This window comes from Vallitalea sediminicola, from assembly GCF_054408565.1.
In genome coordinates, this window is the sequence record NZ_BTPT01000102.1 from 1 (window position 1) to 592 (window position 592).

Genomic DNA, 592 nt, shown 5'->3' on the forward strand with positions numbered 1-592 from the left:
ACCGCAAGGCGGTCCACTAAGTCCATTACTAAGTAATATAATGCTAAATGAATTAGATAAGAAATTAACTAAAAGAGGGCATCGATACGTAAGGTATGCGGATGACCTTATGATATTTTGTAAAAGCAAACGTGGAGCTATGAGAGTACTAAAATCAATAATAGTATTTATAGAAAAGAAGCTATTTTTAAAAGTAAATACAGATAAAACAGTAGTGGCACATGTGAGCAAAGTAAAATTTCTAGGGTATACATTTTATAGATACAAAGGAAAGTGTAGATTAAGACTACACAAGAAAAGCATAAATAAAATGAAGCAAAGACTCAAAGAACTGACAAAGAAAAGTAATGGTTGGGGAAATGAGTACAGAATCCTAAAATTAAAACAATATATATATGGTTGGTTGAATTACTATAGACTAGCAGATATGAAAGGAATCCTCAAAAGAACAGATGAATGGTTAAGGAGAAGAATCCGAGCAATCTACTGGAAACAATGGAAGAGAGTAAAAACTAGATATAGAATGATAGGAAAATATAACTTACCCTTATGGAAAGTACATGAAATGGCTAATTGTAGGAAAGGGACATGG

Annotated in this window: 1 protein-coding gene; it reads left to right on the forward strand. The window is 31.9% G+C overall.

Translation table 11 applies throughout. From position 1 onward, the window contains the following. Window positions 1-592, forward strand: a 592-nt coding sequence (locus ACX6CF_RS25540; RefSeq protein WP_458788210.1) for a reverse transcriptase domain-containing protein, incomplete at both ends; no start/stop codon positions are given.